The following is a 20,332-nucleotide window of genomic DNA, read 5'->3' on the forward strand; positions in this document are numbered from 1 at the left end:
TGCGTTCCACGGCGTCTCTCCAGGGACCGGGCGAACCGGGCTTTGCAAGAGGCGGATCCGATGAAGACCCCCGCGCCGAAATCGGCCTATCTGGGCTGGCTGTCCCGGGCTCTGGCGCGGCCCGTCACGCCGCGTCCGGCGCAGGCTCCCGACGACCTCGTGCTGGGCTACGCCACCGGCTACGACGCGGCGATGATCGCCCCCTTCGTGCGCTCGCTGCGGGCGGTGTTCCACGGCCATGTCGCGCTGGTCGTCGATGACCGGCCCGATGTCCTGGACCTGCTGGCCACGCACGGGATCGAGGCTGTCCATCCGGAGCCGGTCACGGGCTGGGAACCGCATCCGGTGGTGTCCCGCTTCGCCGCCTACGCCCGCGTGATCGAGCGCTATCCCGACGCCGCCGACGTTCTGGTCACGGATGTGCGCGACGTGGTCTTCCAGGGCGAACCGTTCGGCCCGCCGCCGCGCCGGCTCGAGGTCTTCGTCGAGAACGAGGACGGTCGTCTCGGCGATCACGCCTTCAACATGAAGTACATGACGGCGCTGGTCGGGCGCGAGATGGCCGCGACCCTGGCGGATCGCCCGTGCATCTGCGTCGGCACCGTCATGGGCCCGCGCGACGAGGTCGCCCGTTTCTGCCGCCTGCTGCTGATGCTGGCCGCCATTCCCCGGTCGGGCATCGGCGGCGCCTTCGGGGTCGATCAGGCGGCCTGCAATCTGGCGGTTCACATGGACCTGATCCGGGCGCAGGTGCAGCCCAATTTCCGGCGCATCGCCACCATCGGGATGACGCCCGGCGATCGGCTGTCCTTCGTCGACGGCAAGGTGGTCAATCCGGACGGCAGCGTCAGCCCGGTCGTGCACCAGCATGACCGGCATCCGCATCTCGCCGGGCCGCTTCACGCCCTCTGGGGCCGCGACATGCGCGTCTGCGACCGTGTGCAGCCCAAGTCGGCGGGCGAGCGGGGGAGAAGACTCCGGCAGTCGCTCATGCGGCGCCTGCCGGAGCTGCGCTGAGGTTCCGGGCCGCCCCCCGACGGCCCGGTTCCCGCGCTACCGATTGTTCCAGCACCGCACCGTCAGGTCGCCCGGTCCGATGGGCGAGGTCGCCGTCACCCGGATCGAGCGGCTTTCACCGGCGGCCAGGTCAAAGTGGTTGTCGCTGAACCTCAGGTCAGCCCGGGGCGAGGTCAGGTGCACGAAGGCCAGCCAGTCGTCGGCGCTCAGGGTGACGTCCAGCTCGGTCGCCGAGCGCCGCCGGATCGTCGTGCGGGGTCGGGCTCCGGCGGTCAGCGCCAGATCGCGGATCGGCGTGAAGTAGTGGCGCGCGGCCTCGAAGCGCCCGTTCGCCGATACCGCCCGCAGCACCCGGTCCGGGCCGCCCTCCACCGTTCCGCGCCAGACGATCGCGTGCCCGCCCGGCGGGGCGGAGACGGCTTCGATCCAGCGTTGCTCGACCGTGCCGTCCAACCGCTCCAGGGTGACGACCACCTCGTCGCCGGCGGTCGTCGGCGCGTCGTTGCTGATCCACAGTTCCAGTCCGTCGCCGTCCTCGCGGAAGGAGGCCAGCACCGGGGCGAAGGCCCGGCGGACCGCGTGGTACGAGGCCTTCTCCACGCCATCCCAGTCGATCAGGCTCCAGCTCACGCAGGGCCAGCAGTCGTTCAGCTGCCACAGCACCGCGCCCGAACAGTGGGGGCGCCGGCGCCGGAAATGCTCGATGCCGAACTTCAGCCCCTCGGCCTGGCACCACTGGGTGAAGTCCACATAGTCGCGCAGGCTGGTCGGCAGTCCGGTGACGGGGATCATCATGGCGTCGGCCTTGCGGGCCTCGTCCTTGATCCGCGCCAGGAAACCCTCGCTGTCGGGGGTCAGGTCGGCCGGGTCCATCCAGCGCTCAAGAGTCTCCAGAGCCGGCGCAGCTTGCAGCCCGAACTCGCTGACAAACCTGGACATATCTTCCGCGTAGCGGGTGTAGGCGACGCCCTCCGGATCGGCGCGGAATTCGTCGACCATCGCGTCGTCGGGGATCGGCGGCACCCCGTGCCAGACCGTCCAGTCGTGCACATCGCCGGCCTTCATGCCGTTCGGATTGGCGCCGCCCCACGGGCTGCCGGGACGGTAGACCACGCCCGGCGACAGGCGCTCGACCACCTCGGGCAGGACCTCGTCGTACAGTCTCAGGCCTGACAGGACGCCGTCCTCGTCGGACTTGTCGTTGTTGATCCGGTGCATGGCCTGGCTTTCATTGTTGCCGCACCAGAGGGCCAGGCCGGGGTGGTGACGCAGGCGACGCACCTGGTCCTCGGCCTCGGCCTTCACCGAAGCCGCGAAGGCGTCGTCCTCCGGATAGTGGGCGCAGGCGAACATGAAGTCCTGCCAGACCAGAACCCCGCGCCGGTCGCACAGGTCGTAGAACAGGTCAGGCTCATAGACGCCGCCGCCCCAGACCCGGATCATGTTCATATTGGCGCGGACGGTCTGGTCGATCAGCCGCGCATAGGCCGCTTCGTCCACCTCGGCGACGAAGGAGGTGGCGGGCACCCAGCAGGCGCCCTTGGCGAAGATCGGGACGCCGTTCAACACGAAGCGGAAGAAGGTCGCGCCCGGTTCGTCGGGGTCCGGCGACTCGTCCAGCGTCAGGGTGCGCAGGCCGATCGAACGCGCCGACCGGTCCAGCGTCCGGCCGTCGTCGGACAGGATCACATCGAGGGCATACAGGGGCTGTTCGCCGAGGTCGGCGGTCCACCACAGGCGGGGATGGTCGATGCTGACCGGCAGGGTCAATGACGCCTCCGCCGCGCCTTCATGCCGGAAAGCGATCGCGCCGTCCGGGTCGGTCAGCGTGACCTCGATGCGGGCGGCTGACGGGACCTGCAGGGCCAGGGCGATTTCAGCCGCGGCCCGGCCATCGCTGACCGACAGGGTGGTGAAGCGGACATCGGTGATCCGCGCCGGACGCCGGACCTCCAGCCGTGCCGCCTGCCAGACGCCGACGGTCGGCAGGTCGGGACCCCAGTCCCAGCCCCAGCCGAACTGGGCCTTGCGCATGGCGTTCCGCCGCGAGCGGCTGATACGGTCGGTGAAGGCGCTCCAGATCGGCAGCGGCCGGTGCGGGGCCGTTGAGGGCGGGTCGAAGCGAACCGCGACGGCGTGCCGGACGCCGGGCCTCACCCGGTCGGTGACGTCGAACGACCAGCGCCGGAACATGTTGTCGGCCCGGCCGATCTCGACCCCGTCCAGAAAGACGGTGGCGAAGGTGTCCAGCCCGTCGAAAACCAGCTCGGCGCGGTCGCCGGGGGCGAGGGCAGGGGCCTCGAAGGTCGTGCGCTGCCACCACTCCCTGTCGCGCACCCAGGCGGCCTCGGCCTCGTTGCGCCCTTCGAACGGGTGGGCCAGCCGCCCGGCCTCGACCAGCGCCTGATAGACGTCGCCGGGAGCCCGGATCGGGATCCAGTCGTCGGCTTCAGCCGTGGGTCCGCCCTCTCCGGACGCGCAGTCCCGGAGGTCCCAGTGTTCCAGCAGGATCATGGTCAGGCGCCCGCTCGCGTCGCCTCGACCTCGGCGATGAAGGCCTCGACCTCGGCGGTCGCGCGTTCGCCGGCGCCGATGAAATAGTTGTGGCCGATGTCCGGGAAGGTCACCAGCCGGGCGCCCGGGATCATCTCGGCCAGCGCCTTGCCCGCTTCATACGGCACGGCCAGATCCTGCGTGCCGTGCAGCACCAGCGTCGGCAGCTTCAAGGCCCGAACCTCGGCCGGATCGACGCTGTAGTGCGAGATGGCCAGCGCCTGGGCGATGACGCCGTTCAGGACGTACGGGTCCTTGTCGAGAACCGCCATGTCGCGGGCGATCGCATCGTCCGGCGCGGCGTCGCCGTAGCCGTTCTTGAACTTCGGCTTCGCCAGCAGTTTCAGCACCGGCAGGCTGCGATAGACCAGCTTGATCAGCCAGTCGGGCCGCCGTTTGACGTCCGGGGTTTTGGCCATGGTGCAGCCCAGGATCAGCGACCGCACCCGCTCCGGGTGACGCAGGCCGAACTCCAGCGCGATGCCGCCGCCCATCGAGACGCCGTAGACGTGCGCCGTCTCGATCCCCGCCGCGTCCAGCACCGCAAGGGCGTCCGCGGTCATCTCCCCGACGCTCGTCCGCGCCGGGGCGTCGCTCTGGCCGGTGCCACGATTGTCGAACGAAATCAGATGGTAGCGGTCGCCCATCGCCTCGCGCAGCGGGTACCACATGCCCGAGCTGTAGCGGTGCCCCATGATCAGCAGGATCGGGACGCCCGCCCCCGATTCATCCCACGCCAGACGCACGCCGCCGCGATCCAGAAAACGCATGATCCTCTCCCTCGTGCGGCTTGTTCCGCCTCAACGGGCGACCGCTTCGATCCTCACACTCAAACGGCGCGGCGTCGAAATCAAGATGTTCATTCGCGATTGAATGAGTGTTGACGAAGCGGGCGTTCGGTGAAACTCATTCGGTCATGGCGACGCAAGATCGCCGAGGAAACACACAGGATAGGGGGACCCGTCATGGGCCGTAACATCTGGATTTCGACGTCCATGGTCGCGCTGCTGTGGTGCGGCGCCGCCCAGGCCCAGCAGGCCGAAACGCCGGCGCAGGACGAGGCCGCGACCGCGCTGGACGAGGTGGTCGTCACCGCCGAGCGACGCACCCGCAACCTTCAGACCACGCCCATCGCCGCGGCGGTCCTGACCGGCGAACAGCTGCAGGACAAGGGCGTGGTCACCATCGACCAGCTCCAGTTCTCCATGCCGTCGGTGACGGTCCAGAACTCGGGGCAGGGCAACAGCTTCAACGTCCGCGGCATTGGCAAGACCGAGAACAGCTCTTCGATCGGCGTCGGCGTGATCACCTACCGCGACGGCGTCGCGGTCTTCCCCGCCTATTTCCAGAACGAGCCCTTCTACGACATCCAGGGGCTGGAGCTGCTGCGCGGACCGCAGGGCACCTTCGCCGGCCAGAACGCGACCGGCGGCGCGGTCTTCATCACCGAGCGCAATCCCGACCTGTCCGGCGTGAACGGCTACGTCACCGGCCAGTTCGGCAGCTATGACAACGTTCGCCTGCAAGGCGCGGTCAACCTGCCGCTCAGCGACACCTTCGCCGTGCGTCTGGCCTTCAATCGCGAGGAGCGCGACAGCTTCTACGATGTGATCCAGGGCGCGCCGTCGACCGGCAACACCCCGGGCGAGTACGAGGGCGAGAGCTATCGCGCCAGCGTCCTGTGGCAACCGTCCGAGGCGCTGCGCGTCCTCTGGAAGAACGACTACAACCGTATCGATCTGGGCGGCTATCCGACCACGCCGCTGGCGGCGACCGACGGCCTGTTCAACCTGCGTTGGAACGGCCCGGCGCTGGCCGAGGACGAGACCTTCCGGTCCGTCCTGAACATCAGCTACCAGTTCGACAACGGCCTGACCTTCCGGTCGGTCACCGGCTATCAGGAAGGCACGACCGCCGTTCGCGCCGACCTGGACGGCACCGCCACCCTGCCGTTCGAATCCCGCATCAAGGCCGAGCAGCGCCTCTGGTCGCAGGAGTTCAACCTGATCTCGCCGGACACCGGCCGTCTCAGCTGGATCCTGGGCGCCTACTACCAGGACGACCTGATCACCTTCCCGCCGGGCCAGTTCAGCACCAGCCAGTATCTGTCGCCGACCCTGCCGCTGCTGATCCACATCACCCTGCAGGGCGAGAACCCCAAGACGACCGCCGCCGCCTTCGGCCAGATCAGCTACGATCTGACGGACTCGCTGGAGCTTCAGGTCGGCGCCCGCTACTCGCGCTCGACGGTCGAGAATGACGCAGTCAGCGCCATTCCGGAGCTGGCCCTCGCCATCAGCCAGAACGACCGCGTCGAGGAAGACAAGGTCACCGGCAAGATCGCCCTGAACTGGACGCTGGATTCGGACAACTTCCTCTACGGCTTCGTCGCGACCGGCTACAAGGCCGGCGGCCTGAACGGTCCGAACATCCTCGGCGCCCCTCCCGGGCCGTTCGAGGGCGAGGAGGTCACCGACTTCGAACTCGGCTGGAAATCGACCCTGTTCGATGGTCGCGTCCGCACCCAACTCGGCGCGTACTACAACATCTACAAGAACTTCCAGGTCATCGTCGGTGACCCGGTGGTGCCGACCATCACGACCATCTCGAACGTCGCGGGCGACACCTACATCTACGGTCTGGAGGCCTCGGCCCAGGGCCGCTTCGGGGCGCTGGCCTTCGACGCCGGCCTGTCGCTCTCGCAGTCCGAGCTGGGGGACTTCTTCGCCGTCGACCCGCGCGGCCCGCTGACCGGCGGCTGCAACCCGGAAACCGGACCGGCCTCGACCAACTGCGTCAACGTGGGCGGCAACTCGCAGACCTATGCGCCGGAAATGACCCTCAGCCTGGGCGTGGAGTACGACTTCATGGTCGGCGGCGGTCGCCTGACCCCGCGCGTGGACTACAGCCACATCTCGGAGACCTGGGGCACCATCTTCGCCAACCCGGCCCGTGGCGACCGTCTGGAGCCGCGTGACATCGTCAACGCCCAGCTGACCTGGGAGCCGTCCGACGGCGCCTGGCGCGTCCAGGCCTACGGGACCAACGTCTTCGACGAGGAATACATCGGCGCCGTGAAGTCGGGCCAGCGCTACGCCGCGCCGCCCCGCCAGTACGGCGTCCGTCTCACCCGTACCTTCTAACGACAGGGGGCGGGTCTCCGGACCCGCCCGGCTGCCCCGAGTTCATGTCCCTTTCCTCCCCGATGACCGCTTCCCGACCTCTCGACCCGTCCCCGGCGGACCCCGGCGCCCCGCGCGTCCGCCCGCTGGCGGCCATGGTCGACGGGATGCAGCCCTACGAGCTGACGGTCGACAAATTCCTGACCCACGCCGCCCGCTGGCATGCGGACGTCGAAGTGGTCTCCTGCGATATCGAGGGCGACGTCAGCCGCATGGGCTATGCCGACGTCCTCGCCCGCAGCGTCCGCCTGTCCGGCGCCCTGCTGGATCTGGGACTGGAGCGCGGCGACGTGGTCGCCACCCTGGCCTGGAACACCCGTCCGCACATGGAGATCTGGTACGCCGTGATGGGCGTCGGCATGGTCTGCCATACGCTCAATCCGCGACTGACCGCCGTCCAGCTGGCCTCCATGCTGGAGCAGTCCGGCGCGACGGTGATGGCCTACGGCGCCGGTCTCGCGCCGCTGGCCGCCGACATCGCCGCCCGTCGGCCCGGCCTGCGCCTGATCGCGCTGGACGAACGCCCGTCCGACGTCGCGACGATCGACCATGAGGCCCTGATCGAGGCCGGTCGGCCGGTCGCGTGGGGCGGCTTCGACGAACGCACCCCCGCCGGCCTCTGCTTCACCTCCGGCACCACCGGCGCGCCCAAGGGCGTCGTCTACAGCCATCGCTCGAACTATCTGGTCACCCTGCGCTCCATCCTGCCGGACTCGCTGGGCCTGAACCGGAGCGACGCGGTGCTGGTCGCCGTGCCCATGTTCCACGCCAACGCCTGGGGCTTCCCGTTCTCGGCGCCCGCGGTCGGCGCCAAATTGGTCCTGCCCGGACGGGTGACCGACGGCGCGCGTCTGGCCCGTCTGATCCGGGAGGAGGGGGTGACCGTCACCGCCGGGGTCCCGACGGTCTGGCTGGGTCTGGTCGACCACGTCGACGCCAGCGGCGAGGGCGTGCCCTCCCTGCAACGCATCGTCCTGGGCGGCTCCGGCTGCCCGGATGCCCTGATGAACCGGCTGGAGCAGACCCTGGGCGTCCGCGTCCAGACCAGCTGGGGCATGACCGAGCTGTCGCCGACCGGCACCCTCTCGCCGCCTTCCGATCCCGCCTGTGCGTCGGGCGTGACCTCGGTCGGCCTGGACATGAAGCTGACCGACGCGGACGGGATCGACCTGCCGCAACAGCGCGGCGAGGTCGGCCATCTGAAGGTGCGCGGCGCCAGCGTCGTGAACCGCTACCTCGGCGCCGAGACCCCTGCGGTCGACGCCGACGGCTGGTTCGACACCGGCGATCTGGCCCGGATCGGCGCGGACGGGGCCCTGACCATCGCCGGTCGCTCCAAGGACCTGATCAAGTCGGGCGGGGAGTGGATCAATCCGGCCGAGATCGAGGAGATCGTCGGCGCCCTCGACGCCGTGACCCTGGCCGCGGTGGTCGCCCGTCCCGACCCCAAATGGGGCGAGCGGCCGGTGCTGGTGGTCGAACTGCGCGCCGCCGTCGAGGACGACGCCTTCCGCTCGGCCCTGAAAGGCCGCGTCGCCGACTGGTGGATCCCGGACCGCATCGAGCGGGTCGCCGCCATGCCGCTGGCGGCCACGGGCAAGATCGACAAGAACCGCCTGCGCGCCGAGTTCGGACGCGACTGATGGCGGCTTCCAAGTCCACCGCCGCCGTCCGATCCTCCACGGAACTGATTCCGCCGGAGGCCGCCGTGACCGTCAAATCTCCCACGACCCGTCGCAAGGCGTCCCCGGGCAAGGCCACGGCGAAGCCGAAGGGGCGGTCCAAGGCCGAACAACGCGCCGAAAGCCTCGAACAGATGCTCGACGCCGCCGAGGAGCTGTTCTCCAGGCACGGCATGTACGGGGTCACCCTGAAGGACGTGGCGCAGAAGATCGGGGTGCACACCTCGCTGATGCACTACTATTTCAAGGACAAGCAGGACCTGTTCGAACAGGTCGTGAAGCGCCGGGCCCCGATCACCATCGGCCGCCGCGTCGAGGCGATGAAGCGCTACGCCGAGGAAACCGGCGACCATCCGACGGTCGAGGGCGCCCTGCGCGCCTTCCTGGACACCGATCTGGATCTCTACATCGAGGGCGGCGAGGGCTGGCGGAACTACGGCGCCCTCGGCGGCCAGCTGAACAACACCCCGGTCTGGGGCGCCGAGCTCATGTGGGCCAATTTCGATCCGGTCGTCCTGCAGCTCATCGACCTGCTGAAGAAGGCCATGCCGGACGCGGCCGAGGAGGATGTCTTCTGGGGCTATCACTTCGTGACCGGCGCCCTGACCCTCAGCCTGGCCCGGACGGGCCGGATCGACCACCTGTCCGGCGGCCTGTGCCAGTCCGAGGATTTCGAGGCGATCAAGGCGCGCATGGCCAAATTCATGGCCGGCGGCTTCATCGCGATCTGCCGGCAGCGCGCCGCCGAACGAGGGACCGCCGATGACTGATTTCGCGGGCTTTCCCGTTGCGCGCAGCCCGGAGGATCTGGGCTTCGACAGCGGCCGTCTGGCGCGTCTGGACGGCTATATGTCCGGCATGGTCGAGGCCGGACGGGTGGCGGGTGTCTCCACCCTGATCCTGCGGCACGGCAAGGTCGTCGCCCACCGGACCCACGGCTCGGCCGATCTGGGCGGCGTGGCGCCGCTCAGCCCTGACGCGATCTTCCGCATCTATTCGATGACCAAGCCGATCGCGGCGACGGCCATGATGATCCTGTTCGAGGAGGGCCATTGGGTCCTCGACGATCCGGTGACCAAATTCATCCCGGAGTTCGCCGACCTCAAGGTCTTCGCGGGCGTCGGTCCTGACGGCGGGATGCTGCTTGAGGACGCGAAACGCCCGCCGACGATGCGGGAGGTGATGAGCCACACCGCCGGCTTCGCCTACGGCCTGTTCCCCGACTTCCATCCGCTCGAGAAAGCCTATCTCGAGAACCGCATCGCCCGTCCGGCGGGCGAGACGGCCTTTATCGACAGCCTCGCCGCCCAGCCCCTGATGTTCCAGCCGGGCACGGAGTGGTTCTACTCGGTCGCCTCCGGGCTCCTCGGCGTGATCGTCAGCCGCATCTCGGGCCAGTCGTTCGGCGACTTCATCCGGCAACGCATCTTCGCTCCGCTGGGCATGGTCGACACCGGGTTCCACACCCGCGCCGCCAATGCGCATCGTCTGGTCCCCTTCTACCAGGACGACGGGCAGGGCGGGCTGAAGGAGGTTTCCGAGGTTCTCGGCGCCCCGATCAATCCCTTCACAGCCCCGCCGGAGTTCGAGGACGGCGGCGGCGGGCTGGTCTCGACCATCAGCGACTACGCCCGCTTCGCCCAGATGATCCTCAACAAGGGTCAGTTGGACGGCGTGCGCATCCTGGCGCCGGTCACCGTCGAGCTGATGGCCACCAACGTCATCCCCGACGCGGTGCTGGCCACCACCAATCCGCTTCGCCTGCTGCCGTTCAACCCGGCCTTCGGCTTCGGTCTCGGCTTCTCGGTCATGAAGGACCCGCGCCGTCTGGGCTCGGTCGAGGGGCGCGGCACCCTGGCCTGGGGCGGGATGGGCGGCACCTGGTTCTGGATCGATCCCGAGAACGATCTGGTCTTCGTCGGCCTGATCCAGCGGCTCGCCGACCCGATCTCGGGCGAGTTCCGCGCCAGGGCCCGGACCTTCACCTACGCGGCCCTGACCCGGCCCGACCTCTGACTTCCACGAACGACAGACGGGCCTGAAGGCCCGCATTGCGAGGAAACGACGATGAGCCCTGTGGATGCCGCCGGCGATGTCGCCGGGACCGACGCGCCGCCCGACACCCTGATCCGCAAGACCAGATGGGGCGTGGTCTGGCTGCTGACCCTGACCCTGTTCTCGGCCCTGACCGTCGGCGGCCTGTTGGCTCCGATCCAGGAAGCGGCCAAGCTGGAGCTGGGCCTCAGCGACATGCAGCTGGCCCTGATCGTCGGCACCGCCACGGCCATTCCCGTCGCCGTCCTGGCCCTGCCCATCGCCTGGTACGTCGACCACGGCGTCCGCGTCCGGCTGCTGACCATCCTCGCCGCCCTGTGGGCCGTGGGGACCGTCGGAACCGCCTTCGTCCAGGATTTCTACGGCCTGTTCGTGGCCCGCTTCGTGGCGGGCGTCGGCGCGGGCACGGCCTTCCCGGTGCTGATCTCCATCCTCGCCGACGTCTGCCTGCCGCAGAAGCGCGGACGGGTGATGGTGCTGGTGTCGATGGGCGCCTGGGCGGGCGCCGCGGCGGCCTATTTCGTCGGGGCCGGCCTGTTCGGCTATTTCGAGGCCCATCCCCTGTCGATCTTCCCCGGCATGGCCGCCTGGCGGGCCTCCCACCTCGTCGTCGGCGTCGCCGCCGCCGTTCTGGTCCTGCCGCTGTTCCTGCTGCGCGAGCCGAAGCGCTACGAGATCGAACAGACCAGCGTCGCCATCGGCCCGACCCTGCGCGCCTTCTGGAACCGCAAGAGCTTCCTCGGCCCTCTGCTGATCGGAAACTTCGCCGGGGGGCTCGCCGAAGGGGCGGCGGCGCTGTGGATCGGCTCGGTGCTGGTGCGCCAGTACGGCCAGACCCCGGCCCAGACCGGCTGGGTCGGGCTGGTCATCCTGGTCTCCGGCATCGTCGGCTCCCTGATCGGCGGCTTCAGCGCCGACGCGGGCCAGAAGCTGAAGGTGCGCGGCGGCATTCTCGTCCCCGCGGTGATCGCCACCGCCCTCAGCATTCCGGCCAGCGCCTATCCGATGATGCCGACGCTGCCGGGCTTCGCGCTGGTGCTGTTCGTGCTGCTGGTCGGCGGCACCATCGTGAACCTTGTGAACTCGGCGGCCATCGCCGTGCTCATCCCGAACGAGGAGCGCGCTCTCAGCCTCGCGGGGCTGAAGCTGGTCGCCACCATCGTCGGCGGGCCGATCACCGCGGCGATCATCGTCGCCATGACCGCCCGGATGGAGGGGCCGGGCTCGCTGGGCGTGATCCTGACCTGGCTGGGCGTGATCACCGGCATCATCTCGCTGATCGGCTACTGGTTCGCCATGGTCAACGCGCCGCGTCCGGTCGGCGAGACCCTGCCGGACACGCCGGGCGAAGCGGCCGGGGCGGAGTGAGCCGTGGCCGCCTCCGGTCTGCATGCGCTGGTCGGCATCGCGCGCCTGTCGCAGATGACCGGCACCACGCCCCGGGCGTTGCGTCACTATGAGCACATGGGGCTGATCCGGCCGCACCGGGCCGCCCACGGCGTGCGCCTGTTCACCCCCGACCAGTGCGAGCAGGCGGCCCTGATCGTCCTCCTGCGCCGGTGCGAGGTGCCGTTGGAGGCCATCCGCGAGGTTCTGGCCGAGCCGCCCGCGCAGCGCGCGGTCCGCGTCCGCCGGACCCTGCAGGGCAAGGCCGATGAGCTCAGCGACCGGCTGGCGGGCGTGAACGCCGCCCTCGCGGCCACCCGCTCCGATCCCCGTCGCGACGCCGCCTGATCCTGTTCCGGAGGCTAGGCGAGCGCCTTCGACAGCGCCGCGTCCAGCACCGGCCGCATCAGGGCGTAGCCCTCCGCCCCCGGGTGCACGCCGTCGCGGGTCAGGTCAGCGCGCAGGGCCCCCTCGGCGTCCACCAGCACCGGGCGGTAGTCGGCGTGGACCAGCCCGCGCTCGGCCGCCAGTTCGCCCAGCCAGCGGTTCAGCTCGGCCGACCGTCCGCGCGGGTCCCGCACCTCGGGCGACCAGGGCAGGGCGGTGATCGGCGTCAGCCCCGCCAGCACCACGGTGATCCCGTGCGCCTTCGCCAGATCCAGCATGGCCCGCACAGTGTTCCGATAGTCGTCCGGTGTGGTCGGGCCGGTGTTCCCCGCGATATCGTTGACCCCGCACATCAGGTGCACCACGCGCGGCTTCAGGGCGACCACATCGGCCATGAACCGCACCAGCATCTGCGGGCTCGTCTGGCCGCTGATGCCGCGATTGACCACGCCGCCGGTGAACAGCTCCGGCTGGGCGATGCGCCACATCTCGGTGATCGAGTCGCCCATGAAGACGACCTGCGTCGCCTGACCGGCCAGGGCGGCGTTGTCGTCACGGTAGTAGCCCAGGTTGGCCCAGTCGCGCTCGCGCTGGGCGGCCTTGGTGCGCTCCCGCTCGGCCAGATAGGCCGGGTCGGTCAGCCGGGCCATCAGGGCCGGGTCCATCTCGCCCCCGGTCATGTAGGCGGTGGCGAAGGCGACGGCGTCGGCGGGCGGGCCGCCGTTTCCCGGCAGGGCGTCGACCATGCCCTTGGGCGCGGATGCGTCTGTCATCGGGCGGCCTCCGGCGCGGCGTGATCCAGCGCCTGTTGCAGGGTGGTGGTCCAGACCAGATCGCGGTTCGCCGCCAGCCAGTCCAGAAGCTCGGCGTGGGCCTCGGCGGGCACCGGCAGATGCTCGCCGCCCACGCCGTGGAACAACAGCACCGTCAGGCCGCCGCCGCGCACCGCCTCCTGCACCCAGGCGATCAGCTCCGCCCCCGTGACGTCGGCGTCGAAGGCCTTGGCGGGGACGTGCATCCGGTCCATCGCGGCCACCTCGGCCGACAGGTCCGCCGGTTCGACCGAGACGCCGCGCACATAGGTCACCAGACCGGAGGCGCGCAGGGCCTCCAGGTAATCCTCCCCGCCGGCCGTGCTCTGCCCGCAGGGGGTGGCGAAGCCGTGCCGGTCGCGCCCGTCGATGGCCGCCAGCATGACGTTGGCCTGCTCGATCTCGCGCAGCAGGCTTCCGATCGTATAGGCCTCGGTCACATAGCGGGGATCAGCCTCGAAGGTCGCCGCCGCGCAGGCGTGGAACAGGGTGTGGTTGGCCAGTTCGTGCCCGTCCGCCGCCGCCGCCCGCCAGCGCGGCACATCCGCCTGCCGCACCTGCGACAGGAAGAAGGTCGCCGTCAGCCCGCGCGCGTCCAGCGCCGGAATGGCGACCTCCAGCTGCGATGGCATGGCGTCGTCATAGGTTAGGACCACCGCCGCCCGGGCTCCGCCGGGCCAATCGTTCGCCGCGGCGGGCGTGGCGCACAGGGCCAGCCCGAACAGGGCGGTCAGGACGGCGATTCTCACGGGCGGCTCCCTCGACTCCGGCCTCGCCACACTAGGGGTTCGCCGGACGCTGTCGATGGCGGATCGTCAGCCGTGGTCGCGGGCGACGCGGGCCGGCCCCGGCGGGGAGTTTCGCAATGTCGGGAAACGCTCGTGGCGGACAGAGGGGGATTCGAACCCCCGATAGAGTTGCCCCTATACACGCGTTCCAGGCGTGCGCCTTCAACCACTCGGCCACCTGTCCGTATCCACGTCAGCGGATAACCGCGCCGGGAGTGGACCGGCGGGAGGGGCGCTGATTAGAACAAGCCGCCCCCCTCGGCAAGCGCCGCATGAAGGCCCATATGGGCGGGGAACGAATTGTCCGGAGTTTCCCCATGCTCGAGCAGAAAACCACGATGCCCGCGCCCGACGCCGCCCTGCCGGGCCGCGACGCGCCGCTGCACACCGACGAAGTCCATTTCGTGACCGGCCGCCCGCTGAAAGGCCCGTATCCGGAAGGATTCGAGACGGCCATCTTCGGCATGGGCTGTTTCTGGGGCGTCGAGCGCGTCTTCTGGCAGCTGCCGGGCGTCTGGGTGACCTCGGCCGGCTACACCGGCGGCTACACCCCCAATCCGACCTATGAAGAGACCTGCACCGGCCGCACCGGCCACGCCGAGGTGGTCAAGGTCGTCTTCAATCCGAAGGAAATCTCTTACGGCGACCTGCTCAAGGTCTTCTGGGAGAACCACGACCCGACGCAGGGCATGCGTCAGGGCAATGACATCGGCACCACCTACCGCTCGGCCATCTACTGGCTGAACGAGGGGCAGCAGGCCGAGGCCGAGGCCTCGCGCGACGCCTATCAGGCGGCGCTGGACAAGGCCGGTCGTGGGCAGATCACCACCGAGATCACCGAGGCGGGCCCCTACTATTTCGCCGAGGACTATCACCAGGGCTACCTGGCCAAGAACCCGGCCGGCTACTGCGGCATCGGCGGGACCGGCGTGGTCTGCCCGATCGGCATCGGCGTGAAGGCGGACGCGTAAGCATGGACAGGGCAGGGATCGGCAAGGTCTGCCTGGCCCTGCCCGGGACCACGGTCGACCATCCGTTCGGCGACGACCACGACGCCTACAAGATCGGCGGCAAGATGTTCGTCATCGTCGGCGGCGAGGGCGGGGTCTCGTTCAAGGTCTCCGACATCGCCTTCGAGGTGCTGACCGGGGAGGGGCGGGCCCGACCCGCTCCCTATCTCGCCCGCGCCAGATGGGTGAACCTGCCCGATCCGGCCGCCTGGCCCGACGACGAACTGGCCGAGCATTTCGCCATCGCCCATTCGATCATCGCGGCCAAGCTGACGAAGAAGCAACGGGCGGCGTTGGGGCTGGTCTGAGGGCAGCGGAAAAACGCCGTTTTTTGAATTTGTCTGAATCGTGAAGCGGTGGTCTCCTCCGGCGACGGGGAGACAGATCATGCGCATCACACACCTTGCCCTGCTGGCCGCCGTCGCGATCGGCGCCGGGTCCTGCCGGCAGCCGGAGGTCAAGGTCAGCGCGGCGACCGATACGCCGCACGTGACCGCCGCGGGCGATATCGAGGCGGGCCGCTATCTGGTTCTGGTCGGCGGCTGCAACGACTGCCACACGCCGGGTTATGCGGTCGGCGGGGGCAAGGTCCCGGAGACGGAGTGGCTCAAGGGCTCCGGGCGCGGCTTCTACGGCCCGTGGGGCACCAGCTACCCGCACAATCTGCGCCGCACCGTCTCGCTGATGACCGAGGACGACTGGGTCGAGATGCTGGACACCCGCGAGGGCCTGCCGCCCATGCCCTGGCCCAGCGTCCGCGCCATGGCCGACGCCGACAAACGGGCGCTCTATCGCTACATCAAATCCCTGCCGCTGGAGGGCGAGGCCGCCCCCACGGCCCTGCCGCCCGGTCAGGTCCCGACCACCGGCTATGAGGACATGCACCCCAAGGGACCGGCCTGATCAGGGTCTGATCAGGGCCGCGCCTTCTCCTCGGCGATCCAGCGGTCCATCCGCTCGTCCAGCAGGGCCATCGGCAGGGGGCCGTCGACCAGCAGGGCGTCGTGGAAGCGGCGCACGTCGAAGCGGTCGGCCAGCTCGGCCTCGGCCCGCGTGCGGATCGCCCGCAGGCGGATTTCCCCGACCTTGTACGCCGTCGCCTGGCCGGGCCAGCCGATATAACGCTGCAGCTCGGTCTCGATGTTGTGCGGGGCCAGGGCCGAGTTGTCGCGGAAGCAGGCGCGGGCCTGTTCAATGTCCCAGCCCAGCCAGTGGATGCCGGTGTCCGCCACCAGACGGCAGGCGCGCCACATCTCGTAGCTCAGCCGCCCGAACCGTTCGTAGGGCGTGCGGTAGAAGCCCATCTCCTCGCCCAGGAATTCGGCGTACAGGCCCCAGCCCTCGACGAAGGCGGTGACGTCGACGCTGCGGCGGAAATAGGGGCCTTCCTCGGCCTCCTGCTGCAGGGCGATCTGCAGGTGGTGCCCGGGCACGGCCTCGTGCAGCGTCAGGGCGGGCAGTTCATACAGCGGGCGCTGGTCCAGCCGCCCGGTGTTGACCATGTAGCCGCCGGCGATGCCGTTCTCCATCGAACCGGGGAAGTAGCGCCCGGTGGTGTAGTTCGCCTCGATCTCCAGCGGCACGGGCCGCACGCCGTAGGGGGTGCGCGGCAGGGTGCCGAACAGGGCGGGCAGGCCGTCGTCCGAGCGCTTGGCCATCTCGGAGGCCTTCTCCAGCAGGTCCTCGCGGGTCGTCGCGTAGAACTGCGGATCGGTGCGCAGGAAGTTCAGGAAGCCGGCGAAGTCGCCGGTCCAGCCGGCCGCCCGCATCTCCGTCTCCATCCGGGCCCGGATGCGCGCCACCTCCTGCAGACCCAGCTGGTGCACCTCGTCCGGGGTCATGTCCGTCGTGGTGAAGCCGCGCACCAGATAGGCATACAGCTCGCGCCCGCCCGGCCGGTTGACCAGCCCCAGGGTCTCCGGCGCGCGGGGCAGGTAGTCCTGCCGCAGGAACCGCGCCCACTCGCGCCGTTCGGGCATGATGCGGTCGGCGACGACGGCGCGGGCGCGCGCGGTCAGGGCCGCCTGCCGGTCCGCGGGAATCGATGCGGGCAGGGCGGCGAACGGCTTCAGCAGCGGATCGGTCTCCGGCGTCAGCGCCGCCTCCGGCTCGATCAGGCTCAGCGCGTTCTCGACGATGGAGCGGGGCTGCACGAGGCCCGTCTCCAGCCCCCGCCGCGCCGAGGCCAGCTGGTCGCCGTAGAAGCGGGGCAGGGCCTCCAGCCGGGCGATGTACAGCTCGGCGTCCTCGGCGTTGGTGATCCGCGTCACGCTGGCCAGATAGCCGGCCATCTGGCCCGGCCCGCCTTCCGAGCTGAAGGCGTCGATGCGGGCGGTGTCCAGCGGGATGCGATCCCGGGCGCGCCGGATCACATAGGTCAGGAAGGCGTGGTTCAGCCGGTCGTCGGCGGTCAGGGCGGCCGGGTCGATCGCGGCCAGCCGGTCGGCGAAGCCCTTCAGCATCGGCTCCTGCGCGACCTCGAAGGCGCGCGAGACATCGGGCAGGCGGCCCAGCGCCGCCCGGTCGCCCTCCATCCCCGCGCTGATCGGATCGATGGAGCGAAGATAGGCCTCATAGTCGGCCAGCACCGACGCCAGCGCCGGGCTTTGCGCGTGCTGCGTCGCCGTTCCGGACGCCGTCCGGGCGAAGGCGGGGGCGACGACGGCTCCGGCGCACACGGCCAGCAGGGCCGCGGCCGAGGCGGCGAGAATGGTGGTCTTCTTCATGGGGCTCCCTCCCGGATCCGGGCGGGACTGCACCGGAGCGGAGCCTTGCCGTCAACCGCAGAAGGCGAAGAACCGCTCGACCCGCTCGGCCGATCCGGGGTGCGGGGCATAGGGGTGGCGTTCGTCGGCCTGCCACACGGCCAGCCAGCCCAGTCGGCGGAAGCGCTGGAAGACCGGATCGCCCGCCTTGGCCTCGGCCGTCAGGAACAGGCCGTCGTTCACCTCGGACGGCTCGGCCTCGGCCGGATAGCGCTCGGTGTCGCCGCCGGATTCCAGATGGATCTCGTGCGCGGCCCCCTCGGGCGCCAGGGCGCTCAGGGCCAGCCGGCCCGAGTTCTTGCGGCAATCCAGGCCGATGCGCAGGTCGTCGCTTTCCTCCAGCCCGTAGGCCAGCCGGGCTTCGTCGCCGTCCTGATGCAGGAACCAGTCATAGCCTTCGACCGGAACGGGCGCGCCCGTCGAGGCGGCCGACAGCCCCATCCCGGGGCCGGTGGTGTTGCACGCCGCCATGGCCAGGGTCAGGCCGGACAGGGCGATCAGGACGGGCAGGCGCATCGGCGGCTCCGGGTCAACCGGAGCACAGTTCCGCGAACCGGCGCAGCTTGGCAAGATGGGCGGCGGGCACCTCGATCGCGCGACGCTGCTCGCCGACCGCCACCGCCAGCCGTCCGCTGGCGCCGAAGGCGGCGAATACCGGGTGATCGGTCCGCAGGGCCAGCTTCAGTCCGCCGCCGCGCGCCGCCTCGGTCTCGGCCACCGCCGCGGCCTCCCCGGCGGTCACCCGGGCCATGCCGGTCGCCGCCTCGCCGCCGTACAGGGTCAGGCGCGCGACGCTGCTGCCGGGCTCGCATTCCAGTGTGGTGCGCAGATTGGGCGTGTCCGGAACCTCATTGGCCAGCACCACGGGGGTGTCGTCGCCGTACAGGGTCCAGGTCCAGGCGGCCTCGGGCGTGGCTGCGGCCGTCTGCGGCCACAGGGTCAGGGCCGCCGCGGCGGCCAGAATCGCGATCATGGGTTCAGCCCCCGCTGATGTCTCTGACACCAAGACGTGGTCAAACGTGATCGGTTCCGCAATAGGCGAAGAAGCGGTCGATCAGCGCGCGCTCCTCGGCCGTCGCGGACAGCTGGAAGCGCCCGGCCTCGCCCTCGACCGTCAGGCGGCCGGTGCGGGCCAGGGCCCGCATGGCGGGATCACGCAGGGAAATGGTCGCCTCGTCCGCCAGTCCGCCGCTCAGCGGATCGATCGCGACGTCGCCCATGGAGGCGCGGGTCAGGCGCGGGCTGGCCGGCTGCACGTCGCCATAGACGACCGCCTGCGCCCGTCCCGGCTCGCAGGTCATCATCAGGGCCAGCTGGTCGGAGTTCTCGACGCCGTAGGCCAGCTTGGCCATCGCGCCTTCATTGCTGAGGTGCCAGCCCATGCCCGGCGTCCCGGCGTCGGCATTCGTCGCGCTCGATTGCGCGGCGAAGGCGATCAGGCCCAGGGCGGCGACAGCGGGGACAGCGAACTTCAGCATGGACAAACACTCACCTCTGATCGGCAAACGTTGATGTCCGTTAAGAGTTCACGGCTCAGCTGAACGGCGGCTGACGGAATTCACCGTGTGATGGAATTGCTACGCCCCGGAACACCGCTTCACGGCGTCCGGGGCGTAGACTGGGTCCGGTTAGCCGGCGCGAAGCGCTAGGCCGCGTCGGGTCGGGAGGTCCCCGAAGGGGCCGACGGTCCGCGGCCGACTTAGAATGGCGAGAACCGCTCCACCAGCGACTGGGCCGCCGGGGCGGCCTGCACGCGGCTGATGTCGCCGCGGCCGCCGTAGCTGATGCGGGCCTCGGCGATCTGGGTGTGGTTGATGGTGTTGGCGGCCGAGATGTCCTCGGGGCGCACGATCCCGGCCACGGTCAGTTCGCGGACCTCGCGGTTGGTGCGCACTTCCTGCCGACCCTGGATCACCAGATTGCCGTTGGGCAGCACGTCGGCGACGACGGCGGCGATGGTCAGGCTGACCTTCTCGGCCCGGTTCACCGAGCCCGAGCCCGCCGAGTTCGATTCGCCTTCCATGCCGACCATGTTGGCCGGGTCGAAGCCGCCCGGGAACACCCGGCCCAGGCTGCTTTCCAGCCCGAAGAAGTTGGTCACCCCGCCCGAGGCGTCGTTCGAGCGGCTGCGCTGGGTCGAGTTGTTGGTCTGGGCGCGGTCGTCGATGTCGATGTTCACCGTCACGATGTCGCCGACCTGCCGGGCGCGCTGGTCGCCGAAGAAGGTGCGGGCGCCCACGCGCCACAGGCTGTTGGCGCTGGCGGCGCGGTCGGCGCGCTGCTGCTCCGGGGTCGGCATATAGACCTGGCTGGTCGGCACCAGCGCCGCCGGATAGCCGATCGGGGCCAGTTCGGGACCACGGACCGCCTCGATGGCGGTTGAGCAGGCGCCCAGCGACAGGGCGGACAGGGCGGCGGCGGTCAGGAGCAGGTGACGCATGGACTTTCCCCTTATCGGGCGGCGAATTGCTGGGCGCGGGCGGTCTGGGCGGCGGGACCGGCGATGGCGCGGCCCGGGCCGACGGCCACGGTGTCGATGATGCGGTTGGACTGCAGGTTGCGGACCGCCAGCGGCTGGCCCTCTGCGGCGTTGCCTTCGGCCCGGCCGGTGATGGTCAGGCGCACGCCGCCGGCCTCATAGACCACCTCGACCATGTCGTTGCGGCTGATCACCCGCTGGCCCGGAGCCGCGCGG

Annotated in this window: 20 protein-coding genes and 1 tRNA gene; 10 read left to right on the plus strand and 11 right to left on the minus strand. The window is 70.0% G+C overall.

Annotated elements, in window-relative coordinates:
• The first annotated feature begins 60 nt into the window (after positions 1-60).
• A complete protein-coding gene (locus VGE03_RS07815; RefSeq protein WP_331045917.1) occupies positions 61-1,017 on the plus strand; it encodes a hypothetical protein in 957 nt (318 codons plus the stop codon).
• Positions 1,018-1,053: 36 nt separating this feature from the next.
• Here the strand turns inward: VGE03_RS07815 and VGE03_RS07820 are convergent, their stop codons facing one another.
• Positions 1,054-3,531, minus strand: a complete 2,478-nt coding sequence (locus VGE03_RS07820; protein ID WP_331045918.1) for a glycoside hydrolase family 2 protein — start codon at positions 3,529-3,531, stop codon at positions 1,054-1,056.
• A gap of 2 nt (positions 3,532-3,533) precedes the next feature.
• Complete coding sequence (locus tag VGE03_RS07825; protein WP_331045919.1) at positions 3,534-4,340, minus strand: alpha/beta hydrolase; 807 nt, start codon at positions 4,338-4,340, stop codon at positions 3,534-3,536.
• Positions 4,341-4,535: 195 nt separating this feature from the next.
• On the opposite strand from VGE03_RS07825, the gene VGE03_RS07830 reads away from it, so the two are divergent.
• The 6 genes from VGE03_RS07830 to VGE03_RS07855 all read left to right on the plus strand — a co-directional run bounded on the left by VGE03_RS07830 (position 4,536) and on the right by VGE03_RS07855 (position 12,223).
• Complete coding sequence (locus VGE03_RS07830) at positions 4,536-6,713, plus strand: TonB-dependent receptor (RefSeq protein WP_331045920.1); 2,178 nt, start codon at positions 4,536-4,538, stop codon at positions 6,711-6,713.
• Between the two features lie 44 nt (positions 6,714-6,757).
• Positions 6,758-8,395 (plus strand): AMP-binding protein, encoded by a 1,638-nt coding sequence (locus VGE03_RS07835; protein ID WP_331045921.1) that lies wholly within the window; start codon positions 6,758-6,760, stop codon positions 8,393-8,395.
• A 65-nt stretch (positions 8,396-8,460) separates the two neighbouring features.
• A complete protein-coding gene (locus VGE03_RS07840) occupies positions 8,461-9,204 on the plus strand; it encodes a TetR/AcrR family transcriptional regulator (protein ID WP_331045922.1) in 744 nt (247 codons plus the stop codon).
• On the plus strand, positions 9,197-10,450 hold the full coding sequence (locus tag VGE03_RS07845; protein WP_331045923.1) for a serine hydrolase domain-containing protein: 1,254 nt from the start codon (positions 9,197-9,199) through the stop codon (positions 10,448-10,450). Before VGE03_RS07840 ends, VGE03_RS07845 begins: the two co-directional genes overlap by 8 nt.
• Before the next feature lie 51 nt (positions 10,451-10,501).
• Entirely contained in the window at positions 10,502-11,857 is a 1,356-nt protein-coding gene (locus VGE03_RS07850; RefSeq protein ID WP_331045924.1) for an MFS transporter, read from the plus strand.
• Between the two features lie 3 nt (positions 11,858-11,860).
• Positions 11,861-12,223, plus strand: coding sequence for a MerR family transcriptional regulator (locus VGE03_RS07855; RefSeq protein ID WP_331045925.1), 363 nt, complete (start codon positions 11,861-11,863; stop codon positions 12,221-12,223).
• Positions 12,224-12,237: 14 nt separating this feature from the next.
• On the opposite strand, the gene VGE03_RS07860 is transcribed toward VGE03_RS07855, so the two are convergent.
• The 3 genes from VGE03_RS07860 to VGE03_RS07870 all read right to left on the minus strand — a co-directional run bounded on the left by VGE03_RS07860 (position 12,238) and on the right by VGE03_RS07870 (position 14,046).
• Entirely contained in the window at positions 12,238-13,035 is a 798-nt protein-coding gene (locus VGE03_RS07860; RefSeq protein WP_331045926.1) for a GDSL-type esterase/lipase family protein, read from the minus strand.
• Positions 13,032-13,823, minus strand: a complete 792-nt coding sequence (locus tag VGE03_RS07865; protein ID WP_331045927.1) for a polysaccharide deacetylase family protein — start codon at positions 13,821-13,823, stop codon at positions 13,032-13,034. The genes VGE03_RS07860 and VGE03_RS07865 overlap by 4 nt, the downstream gene beginning before the upstream one ends.
• Positions 13,824-13,956: 133 nt before the next feature.
• Positions 13,957-14,046: transfer RNA gene (locus VGE03_RS07870), tRNA-Ser, on the minus strand.
• A 133-nt stretch (positions 14,047-14,179) separates the two neighbouring features.
• Between VGE03_RS07870 and msrA the strand changes: the two genes are divergently transcribed.
• The 3 genes from msrA (at position 14,180) to VGE03_RS07885 (ending at position 15,775) form a co-directional block, all read left to right on the plus strand.
• Positions 14,180-14,833, plus strand: a complete 654-nt coding sequence (msrA, locus tag VGE03_RS07875) for a peptide-methionine (S)-S-oxide reductase MsrA (RefSeq protein WP_331045928.1) — start codon at positions 14,180-14,182, stop codon at positions 14,831-14,833.
• Between the two features lie 2 nt (positions 14,834-14,835).
• Entirely contained in the window at positions 14,836-15,180 is a 345-nt protein-coding gene (locus tag VGE03_RS07880; protein ID WP_331045929.1) for an MmcQ/YjbR family DNA-binding protein, read from the plus strand.
• A gap of 79 nt (positions 15,181-15,259) precedes the next feature.
• On the plus strand, positions 15,260-15,775 hold the full coding sequence (locus tag VGE03_RS07885) for a cytochrome C (protein ID WP_331045930.1): 516 nt from the start codon (positions 15,260-15,262) through the stop codon (positions 15,773-15,775).
• 11 nt (positions 15,776-15,786) lie between these two features.
• Here VGE03_RS07885 and VGE03_RS07890 read toward each other — a convergent pair whose 3' ends face one another.
• From VGE03_RS07890 to VGE03_RS07915, 6 genes are all read right to left on the minus strand, one after another.
• Positions 15,787-17,598: a DUF885 domain-containing protein gene (locus tag VGE03_RS07890; RefSeq protein WP_331045931.1), complete on the minus strand. Its 1,812-nt coding sequence runs from the start codon at positions 17,596-17,598 to the stop codon at positions 15,787-15,789.
• 51 nt (positions 17,599-17,649) lie between these two features.
• Entirely contained in the window at positions 17,650-18,153 is a 504-nt protein-coding gene (locus tag VGE03_RS07895) for a hypothetical protein (RefSeq protein WP_331045932.1), read from the minus strand.
• 13 nt (positions 18,154-18,166) lie between these two features.
• The gene (locus VGE03_RS07900; RefSeq protein WP_331045933.1) at positions 18,167-18,610 is read right to left on the minus strand and encodes a hypothetical protein; all 444 of its coding nucleotides are present in this window, start codon (positions 18,608-18,610) and stop codon (positions 18,167-18,169) included.
• 40 nt (positions 18,611-18,650) lie between these two features.
• Positions 18,651-19,115: a hypothetical protein gene (locus VGE03_RS07905; RefSeq protein ID WP_331045934.1), complete on the minus strand. Its 465-nt coding sequence runs from the start codon at positions 19,113-19,115 to the stop codon at positions 18,651-18,653.
• Between the two features lie 221 nt (positions 19,116-19,336).
• Complete coding sequence (flgH, locus tag VGE03_RS07910) at positions 19,337-20,077, minus strand: flagellar basal body L-ring protein FlgH (protein ID WP_331045935.1); 741 nt, start codon at positions 20,075-20,077, stop codon at positions 19,337-19,339.
• Between the two features lie 11 nt (positions 20,078-20,088).
• A partial coding sequence (locus tag VGE03_RS07915; protein ID WP_331045936.1) for a flagella basal body P-ring formation protein FlgA occupies positions 20,089-20,332 on the minus strand: 244 nt, incomplete at its 5' end.

Source organism: Brevundimonas sp. (assembly GCF_036400995.1).
Classification (GTDB): Bacteria; Pseudomonadota; Alphaproteobacteria; order Caulobacterales; family Caulobacteraceae; genus Brevundimonas.